This window comes from Curtobacterium pusillum (assembly GCF_013359865.1).
GTDB classification, from domain to species: domain Bacteria; phylum Actinomycetota; class Actinomycetes; order Actinomycetales; family Microbacteriaceae; genus Curtobacterium; species Curtobacterium pusillum.
Map to the genome: position 1 here is coordinate 18028 of NZ_JABMCE010000053.1, position 14186 is coordinate 32213.

General features: G+C 71.9%; 8 protein-coding genes and 1 pseudogene. 8 read left to right on the forward strand and 1 reads right to left on the reverse strand.

What is annotated here, in order from left to right:
* The first annotated feature begins 4 nt into the window (after positions 1–4).
* From cydD to holA, 6 genes and pseudogenes are all read left to right on the forward strand, one after another.
* Positions 5–1654 (forward strand): thiol reductant ABC exporter subunit CydD, encoded by a 1650-nt coding sequence (gene cydD, locus HP507_RS03655; RefSeq protein WP_175350498.1) that lies wholly within the window; start codon positions 5–7, stop codon positions 1652–1654.
* Positions 1651–3339: a thiol reductant ABC exporter subunit CydC gene (cydC, locus tag HP507_RS03660; protein ID WP_175350499.1), complete on the forward strand. Its 1689-nt coding sequence runs from the start codon at positions 1651–1653 to the stop codon at positions 3337–3339. Before cydD ends, cydC begins: the two co-directional genes overlap by 4 nt.
* A gap of 125 nt (positions 3340–3464) precedes the next feature.
* On the forward strand, positions 3465–6005 hold the full coding sequence (gene leuS, locus HP507_RS03665; RefSeq protein ID WP_175350500.1) for a leucine--tRNA ligase: 2541 nt from the start codon (positions 3465–3467) through the stop codon (positions 6003–6005).
* 91 nt (positions 6006–6096) lie between these two features.
* Complete coding sequence (locus HP507_RS03670) at positions 6097–6870, forward strand: ComEA family DNA-binding protein (RefSeq protein ID WP_175350501.1); 774 nt, start codon at positions 6097–6099, stop codon at positions 6868–6870.
* Between the two features lie 621 nt (positions 6871–7491).
* Positions 7492–8667: pseudogene (locus HP507_RS18505) on the forward strand (ComEC/Rec2 family competence protein); the annotation flags it as partial.
* A gap of 575 nt (positions 8668–9242) precedes the next feature.
* Positions 9243–10262 carry a DNA polymerase III subunit delta gene (gene holA / locus HP507_RS03680; protein ID WP_175350502.1) on the forward strand — a complete coding sequence of 340 codons (1020 nt, stop codon included), beginning with the start codon at positions 9243–9245 and terminating at the stop codon, positions 10260–10262.
* Between the two features lie 214 nt (positions 10263–10476).
* Here the strand turns inward: holA and rpsT are convergent, their stop codons facing one another.
* Positions 10477–10737, reverse strand: a complete 261-nt coding sequence (gene rpsT, locus HP507_RS03685) for a 30S ribosomal protein S20 (protein WP_175350503.1) — start codon at positions 10735–10737, stop codon at positions 10477–10479.
* Positions 10738–10928: 191 nt separating this feature from the next.
* On the opposite strand from rpsT, the gene HP507_RS03690 reads away from it, so the two are divergent.
* Together HP507_RS03690 and lepA are read left to right on the forward strand one after the other, a co-directional pair.
* The gene (locus HP507_RS03690; RefSeq protein WP_175350504.1) at positions 10929–12113 is read left to right on the forward strand and encodes a pyridoxal phosphate-dependent aminotransferase; all 1185 of its coding nucleotides are present in this window, start codon (positions 10929–10931) and stop codon (positions 12111–12113) included.
* A 156-nt stretch (positions 12114–12269) separates the two neighbouring features.
* Positions 12270–14117, forward strand: a complete 1848-nt coding sequence (gene lepA / locus HP507_RS03695) for a translation elongation factor 4 (RefSeq protein ID WP_175350505.1) — start codon at positions 12270–12272, stop codon at positions 14115–14117.
* Positions 14118–14186 lie beyond the last annotated feature (69 nt).

Genomic DNA, 14186 nt, shown 5'->3' on the forward strand with positions numbered 1-14186 from the left:
GACGGTGAAGCCGCTCGACCCGCGACTCCTGCGTCTGTCGCGCACGGCGCGCGGCTTCATCGTCGCGGCCGCCGGCACCGGCGTCCTCCGCACGCTCGCGACCATCGCGATCGCGTGGGGGATCGCCGCCGCCGTCACGCTCGGGGTGGACGCCGTGCACCACGGCACCGTCCCGACCGCGATCGCGCAGGCCCTGGCACTCCTCGGCGGGGCGTTCGTCCTCCGCGCCGTGGCCGCGTGGGCCACGGACGACCTCGCGGCCCGCGCGGCGGCGAAGGTGAAGAGCGAGCTCCGGGCGACGGTCCTCGCGCGAGCGGCCGAACGGGGACCGTCGTGGCTCGCCGAACGGTCGAGCGCCGGGTTCGCCACGACGCTCGGCCCCGGGCTCGACGCCCTCGACGCGTACTTCGGGCGTTACCTGCCGCAGCTCGCCCTGACCGCCATCGCCACGCCGGTCCTCCTCGTCGCGATCGGTCTGGGCGACCTGACGAGCGGGATCATCCTCCTCTGCGCCCTGCCGGTCATCCCGGTGTTCATGATCCTCATCGGGCTGGCGACACAGTCACTGCAGCGGAAGCAGTCCGACGCCCTCGCGAAGCTCGGCGGCGCCTTCACCGAGGCGGTCGAGGGACTCGCGACCCTCAAGGTGTTCGGCCGGGCCCGGCGCCAGGTCGGCCGCATCGGTGCGGTCACGGACGAGTACCGCCGCGGCACCCTCGGCGTGCTGCGCCTGTCGTTCGTCAGCGGCTTCGCGCTCGAGCTCGCCGCCAGCCTCTCGGTGGCGCTCGTCGCGGTGTCGATCGGCATCCGGCTCGTCGACGGCTCGCTGGGACTCGGCGCCGCGATGTTCGTCCTCGTCCTCGCGCCCGAGGCGTTCGCCCCGATCCGCCAGGTCGGCGCCGACTTCCACGCAGCCCAGGACGGCGTCGAGGCCTCGACCGCCGTGCTCGACGTCCTCGATGACACCGCTCCGCCGCCCGCCCGCCCGGCCGACGTCCCCGCCGCCGACGACCTCGTGCTCGACGGACTGACCGTCCGACGCCCGGACGTCGTCATCGGACCCGTCGACCTCCGCGCCGCGCCCGGCACGATCGTCGTCCTCGCCGGCCCCAGCGGATCCGGCAAGTCCAGCCTCATCGCCGCGATCCGCGGCGCACTGCCGCACGACGGCACGGTCGTCGTGCCTGGACCGGTCGGCACCACGACGACCGACCGCACGACGTGGGCCGACCAGCGCCCCCGACTCGTCCGCGGCACCATCGCCGAGAACGTCGCGCTCAGCGCGACCCCCGACGCCACCGGCGTCTGGACCGCCCTGCGCGAGGCGGGGCTGGGACTCGACCCGGGCCTCCAGGTCGGTTCCGGCGGCAGCGGTCTGTCCGGCGGCCAGGCACAGCGCGTCGCCGTCGCACGCGCCCTCTACCGCGCGGAGCGCGCGCGCACGCCGCTGGTGCTGCTCGACGAGCCCACCTCGGCACTCGACGTCGAGGCCGAGGCGCACGTCGTCGACGCGCTCCGCAGCCTCGCGGATGCCGGCGCGGTCGTCGTGGTCGCGAGCCACCGGCCGGCCGTGGTCGCCGCCGGAAACGTCCGCGTCGACCTGCGGAGCGACGGATCGGTGACGGTCACCCGGTCGATCGGAGCGCAGGCATGAGCCGGGAGGCGCGGCACGAGTCCGTCCTGCGGCTCGCCATGCCGCACGGGGCCGGTTGGGGCAAGGCCGTGGCGGCCGCGTCGCTCAGCGCCGCGTGCGCCGTCGCGCTGCTCGCCGCGAGCGGCTACCTCATCACGCGTGCGGCCGAACACCCGCCGATCCTCTACCTGACGCTCGTGATGGTCGGGGTGCGGGCGTTCGCACTCGGCCGTGCGGCCCTGCGCTACGTCGACCGGCTCGCCGGGCACGACGCGTCGTTCCGGCAGCTCGCCGTCGTGCGGACGGAGATGTACCGGCGGTTGTCGTCGGTCGCTCCGGCCGGGCTCGGGTCCACCGGTCGCGGGGACCTCCTCACGCGGCTCGTCACCGACACCGACCGGCTGCAGGACCTGCCGATCCGGGTCGTCGGGCCGCTCGTGTCCGCGGGGATCGTCGCGCTGCTGTCCGTCGTCGCGGTGGCGCTCGTGTCGGTGCCGGCGGCGCTCGTGCTGCTCGTCGCCCTCGCCGTGGCCGCCCTGCTCGGCTCGGTCGTGACGCTGTCGATCGCGAAGCGGTCCGACGAGCAGACCGCTGCCGAGCGCGGACACGTGGCCGACCTCGTGCTCGACACCGTCCGGACGCTCGACGTCTTCGCCGCGTACGGCACGCTCGACGAACGGCTCCGCCACATTGCACGGCTCGACGCCCGCGTCACCGCGGCCGTCCGTCGTCGGGGGACGGTCGAGTCGCTCGTCGGGGCGCTCGTCGGGCTCGTCGGTGGAGGCGCCGTGATCGGCATCCTCGCCGTCGGGGCGCCCGCGGTCGTCGCCGGAGCGCTCAACGGTCCGCTCTGGGCCCTCGCCGTGTTCGTGCCGCTCGCCCTGTTCGAGGTCGTCGGCGGCGTGCCGCTCGCAGTCCTGACGCTCCGCCGGGTGCGCGCGGCCGCCGATCGTGTGGAACGGGTCGTGCCGGCAGCGGTGCCGGCGGGCATCGTCCCCGAACCGGAGAACGACGCCGACCCCGCCACGCTCGTGGTCGACGGGCCGGTCGCGGTGTCGCTGCGCGACCTGACGGTGCGCTGGCCCGGGGGGTCGACCGCAGCGGTCGACGGGGTCTCGCTCGATCTCCGGCCCCGTGAGGTCGTCGTGCTCGAGGGGCCGAGCGGTGCGGGCAAGTCGACGCTCGTGGACGCGCTCGTCCGGTTCGTCGACCACGAGGGGTCCTACACGCTCGACGGGGTCGAGGCGAAGGACATGCACCCGGACGCCGTCCGCGCCCGCATCGGCCTCATCGAGCAGGACCCGTTCGTGTTCGACCAGTCCGTGCGGCAGAACCTGCTCTTCGCGCGCGAGACCGCGTCCGACGACGACCTGCTCGCCGTGCTCGACCGGGTGGGTCTCGGCTCGTGGGTCCAACGGCGCGGCGGGCTCGACGCGGGCGTGGGGGAGCGGGGCGTGCTGGTCTCCGGCGGGCAGGCGCACCGGCTCGCGCTCGCCCGGGCGCTCCTGCACGCGTTCCCCGTGCTCGTGCTCGACGAGCCGACCGCCGACATCGATCCCGACCTCGGCGACGCCGTGCTGCGGGACCTCGTGGGTGCCGCGCGGCAGGAAGGTCGGACCGTCGTCATCGTGTCGCACGTGCCGGTCGCCGACGACCTCGTCGACCGGACGGTCCGGATGTGCGACGGACGCTTCGTCGGGGCGTGAGCCCGACCACCTGCGTGGGGAGAGACGACGGGCTGCGGTGATGCGCGCCTCCAGGCCTTATATCCTTGTTGACCGGAGCGCGTCCGACGGACGTGAGCCGTGCCTCCAGACCGATTGAGAGTTCCGTGACCACCGAGCAGCACCCCGAGGACCCGAACGCCTACGACTTCCGTCGTCTGCAGGAGAAGTGGCAGCCCCGCTGGGAGGAGCTCGGCCTCTTCACCACCGATCTCGACGACACGCGCCCGCGGAAGTACATCCTCGAGATGTTCCCGTACCCGTCCGGTGACCTGCACATGGGGCACGCCGAGAACTGGGCGCTCGGCGACTTCGTGGCGCGGTACTGGCGGCAGCAGGGCTTCAACGTGCTGCACCCCATCGGCTGGGACTCGTTCGGGCTGCCGGCCGAGAACGCGGCGATCAAGCGCGGGGTCGACCCCAAGGAGTGGACCTACGCGAACATCGAGCAGCAGAAGGCGTCGTTCAAGCGCTACGCCCCGTCCTTCGACTGGACGACCGAGATCCACACCTCGGACCCCGAGTACTACAAGTGGAACCAGTGGCTGTTCCTCAAGATGTACGAGAAGGGCCTGGCGTACCGGAAGGACAGCTGGGTCAACTGGGACCCGGTGGACCAGACCGTCCTCGCCAACGAGCAGGTGCTGCCCGACGGCACCTCGGACCGTTCCGGCGCGGTCGTCGTCAAGAAGAAGCTGACGCAGTGGTACTTCAAGATCACGGAGTACGCGGACCGGCTCCTCGACGACCTCAACCAGCTCGAGGGGCGGTGGCCGGCGAAGGTCATCGCGCAGCAGCGCAACTGGATCGGCCGGTCGGTCGGCGCCGACGTCGACTTCGTGATCGAAGGGCGGGACGAACCCGTCACGGTGTTCACCACGCGTCCGGACACGATCCACGGGGTGACGTTCCTCGTGGTGGCACCGGACTCGGACCTTGCGGCTTCCCTGGTCGCCTCTGCTGATGACGGGGTGCGTGCTGCTTTCGCGGACTACCTGACCGCCACGCAGAAGACCTCCGAGATCGACCGGCAGAACGCCGACCGCCCGAAGACCGGTGTGCCGCTCGGTCGCTTCGCGATCCACCCGCTGACGGGCGAGCGCCTGCCGATCTGGGCCGCCGACTACGTGCTCGCCGACTACGGCCACGGCGCGGTCATGGCGGTCCCGGCGCACGACCAGCGCGACCTCGACTTCGCGCGGGCGTTCGACCTGCCGGTGAAGGTCGTCGTGGACACCAACGCCGCCGTGACCGGAGCGATCCCGGTGATCACCCCGGACATGGAACTGCCTGCTCTGGACCCGGTGTCGACCGGTGAAGCACTGACGGGCCAGGGCCGGATGATCAACTCCGGGCCGCTCGACGGCATGTCGAAGCAGCACGCCATCACCGCCGCGATCTCGCTGCTCGAGGAGCGCGGCACCGGCCGCGCCGCCAAGACCTACCGCCTGCGCGACTGGCTCATCTCGCGCCAACGGTTCTGGGGCACCCCGATCCCGATCATCCACGGCGCCGACGGCACCGAGCACCCGGTGCCGTTCGACCAGCTCCCCGTGCGGCTGCCCGACACCGAGGGGCTCGACCTCAAGCCGAAGGGCACCTCGCCGCTCGGTGGGGCGACCGACTGGGTCAACGTGCCGAACCCCGTCGACGGCACGCCGGCGACGCGCGACACCGACACGATGGACACGTTCGTCGACTCGTCGTGGTACTTCCTGCGGTTCCTGGCGGCGAACGACGACACGCAGGCGTTCGACCCCGCCGTGGCCCGCAAGTGGGCGCCCGTCGACCAGTACATCGGCGGCATCGAGCACGCGATCCTGCACCTCCTCTACGCCCGCTTCGTCACCAAGGTCCTGTTCGACCTCGGCTACCTCGACTTCACCGAGCCGTTCTCGGCACTGCTCAACCAGGGCATGGTGCTGTCCGGCGGCTCGAAGATGTCGAAGTCGAAGGGCGGTGTCTCCCTCGGCGACGAGCTCGACGCGAACGGTGTCGACGCGATCCGCCTGGTCATGGGCTTCGCCGGCCCACCCGAGGACGACATCAACTGGGAGGACGTCTCCCCGTCGGCGTCCGCACGCTTCCTGGCCCGGGCGTACCGCCTGGCGCTCGACGTGACCTCGTCGCCCGACGCCGTGTGGGCCGACGGCGACCGTGCGCTCCGCCAGGTGACCCACCGCTTCCTGGCCGACGCGCCGGGGATGATGGAGTCGTTCAAGTTCAACGTCGTGATCGCGCGGCTCATGGACCTCGTGAACGTCACCCGCAAGGCGATCGACAGCGGCCCCGGCGCCGGTGACCCCGCCGTGCGAGAGGCCGTCGAGACCATCGCGCTCGGACTCAGCGTCTTCGCGCCGTACACCGGCGAGGAGATGTGGGAGAAGCTGGGCTACGAGGCCACCGTCGCCACGTACGGCTGGCGGAAGGCCGACCCGACGCTGCTCGTGCAGGAGTCGCTGACCGCGGTCGTGCAGGTCAACGGCAAGGTGCGTGACTCGTTCGAGGTGTCGAAGGCGATCGAGCCGTCCGAACTCGAGGCCATGGCGCGTGCGTCGGCGAACGTGCAGCGGTACATCGGGGACCGCGAGATCGTGAAGGTGATCGTGCGGGCGCCGAAGCTCGTGAACATCGCGATCAAGGGGTAGTTCCTCCTCCACAGCGGCGGGGCCGAGCGCGTCGTCCACGGGAGCTCGCTACGGAGCCCGGCCGATCGGCCGGGCTCCGTAGCGTTCGGGCATGTCCTCGGGTTCGTCGTCTCCGTCCTCGTCCTCGTCGCGTCTCGCTGCGCTGGCGTTGTCGCCGCGGGCCGCGGTGGTACTGGCGGCGGTGGTCGTCGCGGTCGCCGTGGTGGTGGTGCTGCTCGGCGCACGGTCCGGAGCCACGTCGGGGAGTGGTGACGGGCGGGTCACCGTGACGGGAGCGCCGTCGTCGGTGTCGTCCGCGCCCGCGGGGTCGTCGTCGGGGGCGCCGTCGGCCGCGGCGGCGCCGGGCGGGGCCTCGTCGTCCGGGGCGGCGTCGGCCGGGCCGGTGGTCGTGCACGTCGTCGGGGCGGTCGAGCGCGCGGGCGTCGTGACGCTCGCCGCGGGCAGCCGGGTGTCCGCGGCGATCGACCGTGCCGGAGGGGCGAGCACGGAGGCGGACCTCGCACGGCTCAACCTCGCACGTGTGCTCGAGGACGGGGAACGGCTGTACGTGCCGCGGGTGGGGGAGACCGACATTCCGGCGGCACTGGACGGTTCCCTCGCTGTGCCGTCAGGCGGCGGCGGTGTCGGTGCCGGTGCCGGTGCCGGTGCCGGCGTCGGGACCGGGGCCGGTGACGTGGTCGTCGACCTGAACACCGCTGACCAGGCGGCGCTCGAGACGCTCCCGGGCATCGGGCCGTCGCTCGCCGGCCGGATCCTGGCGTGGCGGGACGAACACGGCCGGTTCAGCGCAGTGGAGGACCTGCTCGACGTGAGCGGCATCGGTGACGGCCGGTTCGCGGACCTCCGCGACCTCGTCCGGGTCTGACCGGGACCGCGTGTGGCAGTGGACCTCGCGCCGGGTGTGCGCGACCTGCGGGTGGCCGGTCCGGTGGCGGCTGCCTGGATCTGCGCCGCGGTGCTCGTGGGCGTGCCCGGGAGCGCGGGATGGGTGGTGCTCGCGTGCACACTCGTGGTGTCCGGTGGTGTGGTCGGGCTCGTCGTACGGTGGCCTCGTCGGGTGCTGGGTGCGCTCGGTCTCCTGGTCACCGTGGCGTCGTTCTGCGGGTTGGTCGCGGTCGCCGTGGTGGTCGGCGAAGCGCGACGGAGCCCCGAGCCGCTCGCGGGCACCGGAACCGACCGCGTCTCCGGCGCCGTTGAGGTCGACATCGTGCTCGCGCGGGACCTCGTACCCGGCGACAGGTCGGTCGTCGGGACGCTCGAGCGCGCCGGGGCGATCGGCGGGCTGCACGTGCCGGTCCGTGCGGTGCCGGCCGCCCCCACGGTCGTCGACGTCCTCGCGGCCGGAACCCGGGTGTCCTCGTCCGCCTCGCTCGAACCCGACGAGCCCGGCGGAGCAACGTCGTACGTCGCGTTCCTCCGCGGGGGCTTCGACGTCGAACCACCGACCGGGCTGCTCGCCGCCACCGACCGCGCGCGACAGGCGTTCGTGTCCGCGACCTCGACGCTGCCGGAGCCGGGCGGGTCGCTCCTCCGGGGGCTGGCGATCGGTGACCGGAGCGGCCTGGACCCGGCGACCGAGGCCGCGATGGAGACCTCGGCGTTGACCCACCTCACCGCGGTCTCCGGGGCGAACTGCGCGGTGATCGTCGGACTGGTCGTGGTGGCCGGCCGGGCGCTGGGGCTCCCGCGGCTCGCCCGTGCTGTCGTGGCCGTCGCGCTGCTGCTCGCGTTCGTCGTGCTCGTTCGCCCGGATCCGTCGATCGTGCGCGCGACCGTGATGGCGGTCGTCGTCCTCGTCGTGCACCTGACCGGGCGTCCCGTTCGTGGCGTGCCGCTGATCGCCCTGGCCGTGATCGGCATGCTGGTGGTCGATCCCTGGTACGCGCGCTCCTTCGCCTTCGCCCTGTCCGTCCTCGCCACGAGCGGCATCGTCGTGCTCGGCCCACCGCTGACGGCACTGCTCGCGCGGCGGATCTGGACGCCGGTGGCCGCTGCGCTGGCGATCCCCGTGGCGGCGCAGCTCGCGTGCTGGCCGGTCACGATCCCGCTGTCCGCGGCCTTCCCCACGTACGCGGTACCGGCGAACCTGCTCACCGAGCCGCTCGCGCCGATCGTCACGGTGGTCGGGCTCGCCGCGTGTCTGACGGCGCCGATCTGGCCGTGGGGCGGGGCGGTGCTCGCCGGGGTCGCCTGGGCACCGGCGAGCGCGATCGGCGGGATCGCGCACGGGGCGGCGGCACTCCCGTACGCCTCCGCGCCCTGGCCGAGCGGAGTCGTGGGGGTGGGCGCCGCGGCGATCGTCAGCGCCTGCATCGCGGTGGCCGTCCTCGCCCCGAGAACGGTGCGCTTCCGGTTGCTCCTGCTCGCCGGCACCGTCGCGGTCATCGGTGTGGCGGCCGTCGCGCTGCCCCGGGTCGTCGTCCGCGCGGGACTGCCGGCGGACTGGTCGGTGGCCGCCTGCGACGTCGGGCAGGGGGACGCGGTCGTCGTCCGTGGCGGCGCGGCCGTCGCACTCGTGGACACCGGGGACGACGCCGAGCGTCTGACGGCGTGCCTGGACCTGCTCGGCATCGACCGGATCGACCTCCTCGTGCTGACGCACTTCGACCGCGACCACGTCGGAGCGGCCGAGGTCGTGACCGACCGCGTGACGACGGCGCTCGTCGGCCCGACCGGACGGCCCGAGGACGAACGCGTCGTGCGCTCCCTGGAGGACGCCGGCATCGACGTCCACCAGGCCGACGACACGACCTCGGGATCGCTCGGCCCGCTCCGCTGGCGCCTGCTGTGGCCGCGTGCGGGTGCACGCGACGCGGGCAACGACGCGAGCCTCGTGCTCCGGACCGAGCCGGGCCCCGGCTGCACGTCATGCGTCTCGGGGCTGTTCCTCGGGGACCTCGGCGAGTCCGCACAGCGCCGCCTCCGCAGCGCCCTCGGCGGTGCTCCGATCGGCACAGCAGGCCCGGTCGACGTCGTGAAGGTGGCGCACCACGGGTCGGCGGACCAGGACCCGGTCCTGTACCGCGAGACGGCGGCGGCCGTGGGCCTCGTCGGCGTCGGCGCCGGCAACACGTACGGCCACCCGACCCGCTCGGCACTCGCGATGCTCGAGACCGCGGGCACGTCGGCGTACCGCACCGACCTCCACGGAACGGTCGTCGTGGGCCGCGACGGACCCGACTCGCTCCGCTTGTGGACGGAGCGTTCGGCGTCGGCGGTCGCCCGTAGGATCGAGGCATGCCCGCCAAGAAGCCCGCACGCGCCGCAGCGAAGATCGACCAGGTGCCCTGGTCGGGGATCCGCCCGGCGCCCGTCGTGCTCATCACCGGGCCCGAGGCGTTCCTGGCCGACCGCGCGAGCACGGTGCTGCGCGACCTGCTCGTGGGCGAGGACCCGGCGCTCGAGGTTCACGACCTCGAAGCGGACCAGTACGCACCGGGGCTGCTCGCGACCCTCGCCAGCCCGTCCCTGTTCGGCGAACCACGGCTGGTCCGGGTCACCAACGTCGAGAAGTGCACCGACGCCTTCATCACGGAGACGATCTCCTACCTCGGCGCCCCGGCGGACGACGTCACGCTCGTCCTCCGCCACGGGGGTGGCGTCCGTGGCAAGAAGCTCCTCGACACCATCCGCAGCGGGGTCGGCGGCGGCGTCGAGGTGCAGTGCGACGAACTCAAGCGCGAGACCGACCGGATCGACTTCGTCACGGCCGAGTTCCGCGCCGCACGTCGGAAGATCGCGCCCTCGGCGGTGCGCACCCTCGTCGCCGCCTTCGCAGACGACCTCGCGGAGCTCGCAGCGGCGTGCCGACAGCTCCTCGCGGACGAAGCAGAAGAGATCACGGACAAGGTCGTCGACAAGTACTACGGCGGTCGCGTCGAGACGAACGCGTTCAAGGTCGCGGACATCGCGCTCGCGGGACGTTCGGCTCCGGCGATCGTCGAGCTGCGGCACGCACTGTCGACCGGAGAAGCACCCGTGCCGATCGTCGCCGCGTTCGCGAGCAAGATCCGCACGATGGCCAAGGTGAGCGCCTTCCGGGGCCCGAGCGGGCAGGCTGCCTCCGCCCTCGGCATGGCGCCGTGGCAAGTGCAGCGGGCGCAGCGCGACGTGGCGGGCTGGAGCGAAGCCGGACTGGCGAACGCGATCATCAGCATCGCCGAGGCGGACACCGCGGTGAAGGGCGGCTCGCGCGACGCGCACTACGCGCTCGAGGTCATGGTCCGGACCATCGCCCGGCGCGGCGAATCCCGCTGAGACGACCCGCGCCTCCCGACCCGGCGGACGCGCGGGCGCGCTCGAGGTACCGAGAACGCGGCATCTCTCGGCGGCTGGTGCCGGTCCGTGGAACGTCGACGAACGCGAGCGGTGCGTCCCCGCGGTTCGACGCCGCGCTACGGCATGCCGCCCGCCCCCACAACGAAGAAGGCCCCGCACCAACGGTGCGGGGCCTTCGAACGAGATCAGTGCGTCAGAGCGCAGCGACCTTCTTCGCGATGGCCGACTTGCGGTTCGCGGCCTGGTTCTTGTGGATGACGCCCTTGCTCACGGCCTTGTCGAGCTTCTTCGAGGCGAGGGTCAGTGCCGCGACGGCCTTGTCCTTGTCGCCGGCGACGACGGCCTCGTTCGTGTGACGGATGACCGTCTTGAGCTCCGAACGGTAGGCCTTGTTGCGCTCCTGGGCCTTGAGGTTGGTCTTGATGCGCTTCATCTGCGACTTGATGTTCGCCATGCGTGTTGCTCCTTGATCGTCTCTACGGGTGGTCGCGACCGCTGGGTAGAGGGGCCCTTGGTCGCATCGCGTTCCACCCGTGGGCGGGGAACGCGGAAGCCAGCCACCAACACTACCAGCCCGACGGGCCACGGCCAAAGCACCGAAACGCCGAAACCGCGCCGCAACACGCACCGGATACGGTGACGAGCATGCCATCCCTCGCACCCCGGATCGAGACCGTGCCCGCCTCCGGCATCCGTCGGGTGTTCGAGCAGGCGGCGCTCCTGCGTGCCGACCACGGCGGTGACGCCGGCGACGAAGGCGTCGCGATGCTGGTCATCGGCGAGCCGGACGTCCCGGTCGCCCCGCACATCGGCGAGGCTGCTCGGCGCGCGTGGTCGGAGGACCGGACGGCCTACACCCCGAACGGCGGCATCGCCCCACTGCGGGAGGCCGTCCGTGAGAAGCTCCGTCGTGAGAACCGGATCGAGGTCGACCTCGAGCAGATCTGGATGACGATCGGAGCGACGCAGGCCCTCTTCGAGGCGATGACCCTGGTGCTGTCGCCCGGCGACGAGGTGCTCGTCCCGGACCCCGGGTACACGACCTTCACGATGAACGCGCACATCATCGGCGCCACCCCGGTGCCGTACCGGCTCGAACCGCAGCACGGCTTCGAGCCGGACCTGCAGGCGCTCGAGGCGAGCATCACCGAGCGGACGCGCGCCCTGGTGGTGAACTCCCCGTCGAACCCGCTCGGCTCGGTGTTCGGCGAGCAGACCCTCCGTGACCTGCTCGCCCTTGCGAAGCGCCACGACCTCTGGGTGATCAGCGACGAGGTGTACGAGTACTTCACCTACGGCACGCGGCACGTCAGCCTCGCGAGCCTCGACGAGGACGATCGCGTCTTCACGGCGTTCTCGCTGAGCAAGACGTACGCGATGACCGGCGTGCGGGTCGGGTACCTCGTGACGCCGAAGGGCCTCGGTCCGACCATGCGCACCACGCAGGAGGCCATGATCAGCTGCGTCGCCGAGCCCGATCAGTGGGCGGCCCTCGCGGCGATCGTGGGGGACCACTCCGCCGTGCAGGACGCCCGCGAGCACTACCGTGCCAACCTCGACGTGGCGAAGGACGTCCTCGACGCAGCCGGCATCCGGTACCTCGACCCGCACGGTGCGTTCTACCTGTGGATCGACGTGTCGCACGTCTCCCGGGGCGACGTCGCGGAGTGGGCGCTCGAGTTCCTGCAGCGCGAGCGGGTCGCGGTGGCTCCCGGCAGTGCGTTCGGCCGGACGGGTGAGGGCTGGATCCGCGTCTGCCTCGCGGCGACGGCGGCGGACCTGCGTCGCGGGCTCGGTGCCCTGCCCTCGCCCTCCACGGTGACCGTCTGACGGTCTGGAGGCACGGTGCGGGCCCGACCCGCGCCTCCCGTCGGTCCTCCACACCGTCGGAACCCGTCGCGTCCTCCCCAGGACGGGCGCGGTTGCGCGCCGCCGGCGCGCAACCGTGGGAGAATCGTTCGACCGTCCGACCCACCCCGAGGAACCGTGAGCCCACAAGCATCCGCGCCGCTCGAGCCCGCCTCGACCCCGGCCGACGCGATCCGCAACTTCTGCATCATCGCGCACATCGACCACGGCAAGTCCACGCTGGCCGACCGCATGCTGCAGATCACCGGCATCGTCGAGGACCGCGCCATGCGTGCGCAGTACCTCGACCGCATGGACATCGAGCGCGAGCGCGGCATCACGATCAAGTCCCAGGCGGTCCGCATGCCGTGGGAGCTCGACGGTCGGACGTACGCGCTCAACATGATCGACACGCCCGGACACGTCGACTTCTCGTACGAGGTGTCCCGATCGCTCGCCGCGTGCGAGGGAGCGATCCTCCTCGTCGACGCGGCGCAGGGCATCGAGGCGCAGACCCTCGCGAACCTGTACCTGGCGCTCGAGAACGACCTCGAGATCATCCCGGTCCTCAACAAGATCGACCTGCCGGCGGCCGAGCCGGAGAAGTACGCCGCCGAGCTCGCGCAGCTCATCGGCGGCTCGCCGGATGACGTCCTGCGCGTGTCCGGCAAGACGGGTGTGGGCGTGCCGGAGCTCCTCGACCGCGTCGTCGGGTCCGTGCCCGCTCCCGTCGGCGACGTGGACGCTCCGCCGCGCGCGATGATCTTCGACTCCGTCTACGACAGCTACCGCGGTGTGGTGACGTACGTCCGCATGGTGGACGGCACGATCCACCCGCGCGAGAAGGTCCAGATGATGTCGACGAAGTCGACGCACGAGATCCTCGAGATCGGGGTCTCCGCTCCGGAGCCGAAGCCGACCAAGGGCCTCAGCGTCGGTGAGGTCGGCTACCTCATCACCGGTGTGAAGGACGTCCGCCAGTCGAAGGTCGGTGACACGGTCACGTCGGCGCAGAAGCCCGCGACCGACGCGCTGGCCGGGTACACGGACCCGAAGCCGATGGTCTTCTCGGGGCTGTACCCGATCGACGGTTCGGACTACCCCGACCTGCGTGAAGCGCTCGACAAGCTCAAGCTCTCCGACGCCGCGCTCGTGTACGAGCCCGAGACGTCGGTGGCGCTCGGCTTCGGCTTCCGCTGCGGCTTCCTCGGCCTGCTCCACCTCGAGATCATCACCGAGCGCCTCAGCCGCGAGTTCGGTCTCGACCTCATCACCACGGCCCCGAGCGTGATCTACGAGGTCACGAACGAGGACAACACCGTGACCGAGGTCACGAACCCGTCCGAGTTCCCCGGCGGTCGCATCGTCGAGGTCCGCGAGCCGATGGTCCGTGCGGCGATCCTCGCGCCGAAGGACTACGTCGGCGCGATCATGGAGCTCTGCCAGTCACGCCGCGGCTCCCTGCTCGGCATGGAGTACCTCGGCGAGGACCGCGTCGAGATCCGGTACGAGATGCCCCTCGGCGAGATCGTCTTCGACTTCTTCGACCAGCTGAAGAGCAAGACGCAGGGGTACGCCTCGCTCGACTACGAGCCGACGGGTGACCAGGCAGCGGACCTCGTGAAGGTCGACATCCTGCTGCAGGGCGAGCAGGTGGACGCCTTCAGTGCGATCGTCCACCGCGACAAGGCCTACGCCTACGGCACGCTGATGACCGAGCGCCTCCGCAAGCTCATCCCGCGCCAGCAGTTCGAGGTCCCGATCCAGGCCGCCATCGGTGCGCGCATCATCGCCCGCGAGAGCATCCGGGCGATGCGCAAGGACGTCCTCGCGAAGTGCTACGGCGGTGACATCACCCGCAAGCGCAAGCTCCTCGAGAAGCAGAAGGAGGGCAAGAAGCGCATGAAGATGGTGGGTCGCGTCGAGGTCCCTCAGGAAGCCTTCATCGCCGCGCTGTCGGGCGATGTGGAAGAGAAGAAGAAGTAGCGCGCAGCGGCGTTCGGTCGGCGCACCGTCGGCGAGGCGAGGTCGGTTCGATGCGAGCCCGGAGGCCCC